The organism is Sinomonas humi (assembly GCF_000802235.1).
Taxonomy (GTDB): Bacteria; Actinomycetota; Actinomycetes; order Actinomycetales; family Micrococcaceae; genus Sinomonas; species Sinomonas humi.
On the sequence record NZ_JTDL01000032.1, the window covers coordinates 1 to 4,113 of the forward strand.

The window sequence follows — 4,113 nt, forward strand, 5'->3', positions numbered from 1 at the left end:
TCGCCTCAGCGGCGAGGTCGACGTTGAGGCGATCCTCGCCGCTGAGGCGAAGGCAAAGGCCGACACCCGCAACATCACCTTCCTCGCCTTCACGGCGACGCCGAAGGCGAAGACGATGGAGATGTTCGGCACCCTTGGCGAGGACGGGCTGCCGCACCCATTCCACACATACACGATGGCGCAGGCGATCGAGGAGAAGTTCATCCTCGACGTGCTGCTGAACTACACCACCTACGACACGGCGTTCGAGCTGGCGAAGAAGGTGGAGGGCGGGCAGATGCAGCCGGTCCGAAGGATCGAGGCGGACGGCGAGCTGGTCGACGAGTCGGCTGCGACGAAGGGCCTGATGCGCTGGGTGAAGCTGCATCCGACGAACATCGCTCAGAAGGTCCAGGTGATCATCGAGCACTTCGAGTCGAACGTGAAGCCGCTGCTCGGCGGCCGGGCGAAGGCGATGGTCGTGACGGACTCCCGCAAGGCGGCGGTGAGGTACAAGACGGCGATGGACGCCTACATCGCGAAGATGGGCTACTCCGACTACACGAGCCTCGTTGCGTTCTCAGGAGAGGTCGATGACCCCGAGACCGGGCCGGGCCCCTTCACCGAGCATTCGATGAACCCCGGCGTGAAGGACCTGCGCACTGCCTTCAACACCGACGAGTACCGGGTGATGATCGTCGCGAACAAGTTTCAGACGGGCTTCGACCAGCCGTTGCTGTGCGCCATGTACGTCGACCGTCAGCTCTCCGGGGTCACCGCCGTGCAGACCCTGTCACGCCTCAACCGGTTCGTGCCAAGCAAGAAGACGATGATCCTCGACTTCGTGAACGACGAGGAAGAGATCCTCGCCGCCTTCAAGCCGTACTACGAGGAGGCACAGATCGTCGCGACGACCGACCCGAACCAGATCCACGACCTCCAGACGAAGCTGGACACCTCGGGACGTTACACGCCCGAGGAGCTCGACGCGGTCGTGGAGGCGTTCGTGCTGAACAAGGGCAATAACGCCCTGGCCGGGGCGATCCAGCCGGTCAAGCAGCGCTTCATCGCCGCCTATAACACCGCGGTCGCGAAGGAGGACAAGGGCTCGATCGACGAGCTCGACACCTTCCGCAAGGACGTCGGCACGTACGTGCGCCTCTACGACTTCCTGTCACAGATCATCGACTTCGGCGACACCGACGTAGAGAAGCACGCAATCTTCCTCCGGCTGCTGGCGCCGCACCTGCGCGCGAGCGGCGGCTCAGATCGGGTCGACCTGTCCGACGTCGAGCTTGTCCACATCAAGCAGAAGGAGACGGGCACGCACACGCTCGACCTTGCCGAGGGCGAGGTCGTCCCACTGAAGCCAACCACTGGGGCAGGGTCGAAGGCGAGCCGTGACCCGCGGATGGTACTGCTGGACGAGCTGATCGACCGCCTGAACTCGCAGTTCGCCGGCGAGGACTTCCGGGATGACCAGGTGTCGTCGTGGACGAACGCGCTGGTGGATGCGATGAAGACAGACGAGGACCTGCGCGAGCAGGCCGAGGTGAACAGCGAGGAGCAGTTCCTTGCGTCACCTACCCTGAAAGACGCGCTGTTGCTAGCAGTGGCGGAGACCAACGATGCGCACTCGCGGATGACCGAGCTGTTCAACGAGAAGGGCGCGGTGGAGAAGGCGATGATCGAGCTTCTCGGCAAGCTGCTCTATCTGGACCTGCACGGCGCCCAGGAACCGGCACGCTTGGATGCTCGACAGCCCCGAGCCTAGCGCGCAGCCGCGACGGAGGGGACGGCGCCCACTTCGGCGGACGCCGTCCCCTCTGCGCTTGCTCGCGGCCGAGCCGCGCGCTACATGCCCGGTTGGCCCTGTCAAGGGGCGGTCGGACGGTCGAAGCGCTGCCCCTCTGGCTTCGGGGGCAGGATCGTGAGGATGAGCACGACGAGGCCGCCGAGGTAGGGGATGAGGTTCAGCAGGACTAGCCATCCGCTGAGGTTCGCGTCGTGGAGTCGGCGAACCGTGACGGCGATGTTCGGCACGATCGTGGCGGCGAACCAGATGAAGAGGAGGATGCTGACGACGAGCCCTCCCGGGGACATCGAGGAGGAGTTGCTCCCGGCCCCGCCGAGCGCGGCCGCGAGGATGGCGCCGACCATCCAGACGATGAAGTTGGCCAGCACCCACCACCAGTACTCGCTGCGGCTGGCCCGGCCGTGGAACGTTGCGTACTTGGCGAAGAAGCGCTGCACTGCCTGCTTGGGACCTGCCCCGTAGAACGGTGCCCACAACGGTGGCTCGGACGCCGCCGTTGTCGAATAGGCCTGACCCTGCGGGTATTGCGGATAGCTCATTGCGGTAACCCCCTGTATCGAATGATCCAAACGGGCCCAATCGTAGCCGACTGGTACGGCCGGCAGCCCCAACCCAGCGGCAGACCCCGAACGAACGCGGCTAGGGCCCTTTCCTCCCACACGCCTGATGCAGACGGGCAGAGTGCGTCCACACTGGTGGTGGAGGCTGAAATGTCCGATGATCTCGACGATCTGAGCATGCGCCTGCGCGACGAGCTCCGCGGCACCCAATCAGGACACGACCCCTGGTTCGGTGTCCGCGTGATGCGCACCTTCGAGCAGCACGGAGAAGAGGACGACCAGCCACCTCATCCAGAAGCCGGCAGCGATGACGGCCGGCCGCGCTGATGTTCTCGGTGGGGCCTTCGACCTCGCCCTTGCCAAGGCTGTCCCGGGGATCCCGGACGAGCCCGGGCTGCAATTCGAGCCCAAGTGGGACGGCGTCCGCGGATCAATCGCAGTAGAGAACGAGCGCGTCCGGATCTCGTCCCGCTCGGGGACCGACCTCACAAGGCAGTTCCCCGAGCTCGAGCGCGCCGCGCTCGAGCAGATCCCAGGCCCCGCGGTCGTCGACGGCGAGGTCGTCTCGTGGAGCAACGGGCGCCTGGACTTCGACGCAGTCCTGCACCGCCTCGCCGCAGGCCCGGCGCTTGCCAACAGGCTCGCGGCAGCGCAGCCGGTGAACTTCGTCGCGTTCGACGTCCTCGCTGTGCTCGGCCGCGACGTGCGCGCGCTGCGCCTGTCCGACCGGCGCCGGCTCCTCGAGGAACTCGCCACCGGGTTCGCCCCGCCCCTGCAGATCTCACCAGCGACCCTCGACCGCGAGCTCGCTCTCCAATGGTGGGAAGAGCTCGCCCCCACGGGCGTGGAAGGCATCGTCTCGAAGAGGGACCAGCCCTATCGGACGGGCCGTTCCTGGTTCAAGACCAAGACCTACACCCCATCTGACGCCGTCGTTGGTGCGGTGATTGGGCCGCGTGCGGAGCCGCGGCAGCTCGTCCTCGGCCTGTACGACCGCACGGGCAGGCTGAGGGTCGCCGGGCGCACCGGACCCCTCACTGCCGCGCAGTCGGCCGCGATCGCAACGTTCCTGCACGCCCCGGCCCACGGCCACCCGTGGCCGGAGGAAGTCACGCCGCGCTGGTTCGGCCGCTTCGCACGCGACACCGGCCCGGTGCGCCTGACGCTCGTGGAGCCCGTGGCCGTCGAGGTCTCAGCTGACGCCGCAAGGACCGGGATCGCGTATCGGCATCTCGTCCGCTTCGTCCGGCCGAGGCCGGACACCGACCCCCTGACCCTCCGGGCAGGCTAGTTCCCGTCCGGTCGGCGCCGTCGTCGCTCTCTCGACCGTCGCGCCAGCGAGAAGAATCCCGCGGCTGCGAATACTGCCTCGACGATGATCAGCAGCGCTGGAACAGCATTCACGGACTCGTTCAATCTGCACCCCAAGAGCATCCTGCCTCAACGGTATCGACGCCCAGAGTACGGAGAGCTGGTCGCCAAAAGCGCGGCCCGTGGACGGGCCTTCCCAGGGCTGCGCCCTGGACATGGTCCTCGCTGCGCTCGGGCTGTGACGGCTCGCGCCCCGCCGGCTCCGCTTCGCTGCGCCGCCGAGGCGCGAGCCCGCCTTGTTTTTCCGGCTGTCCTGCGGATTGTACGCACCCGCTCCACCGGCACAAGCCCCTCCTCCGTCGGGGCCGGCACCGGGGGAAATTCTGCTGCGGCGCTCCTTCGTCGCTTATTTCCTCCGCAGATTTTCCCCCGGCACCGCCCTACGGG

4 protein-coding genes are annotated in these 4,113 nt (G+C 66.8%); 3 read left to right on the forward strand and 1 reads right to left on the reverse strand.

The features are described from left to right. A partial coding sequence (locus LK10_RS22150; RefSeq protein WP_197061825.1) for a type I restriction endonuclease subunit R occupies positions 1 to 1,753 on the forward strand: 1,753 nt, incomplete at its 5' end. Between the two features lie 101 nt (positions 1,754 to 1,854). Here the strand turns inward: LK10_RS22150 and LK10_RS01655 are convergent. Continuing rightward, positions 1,855 to 2,334: a DUF805 domain-containing protein gene (locus LK10_RS01655; RefSeq protein WP_043119657.1), complete on the reverse strand. Its 480-nt coding sequence runs from the start codon at positions 2,332 to 2,334 to the stop codon at positions 1,855 to 1,857. A gap of 171 nt (positions 2,335 to 2,505) precedes the next feature. Here LK10_RS01655 and LK10_RS21640 point away from each other — a divergent pair, with 171 nt between their 5' ends. Together LK10_RS21640 and LK10_RS01660 are read left to right on the forward strand one after the other, a co-directional pair. Continuing rightward, positions 2,506 to 2,682: a hypothetical protein gene (locus LK10_RS21640; protein ID WP_156143987.1), complete on the forward strand. Its 177-nt coding sequence runs from the start codon at positions 2,506 to 2,508 to the stop codon at positions 2,680 to 2,682. Next, positions 2,663 to 3,646 carry an ATP-dependent DNA ligase gene (locus tag LK10_RS01660; protein WP_043119660.1) on the forward strand — a complete coding sequence of 328 codons (984 nt, stop codon included), beginning with the start codon at positions 2,663 to 2,665 and terminating at the stop codon, positions 3,644 to 3,646. The genes LK10_RS21640 and LK10_RS01660 overlap by 20 nt, the downstream gene beginning before the upstream one ends. Positions 3,647 to 4,113 lie beyond the last annotated feature (467 nt).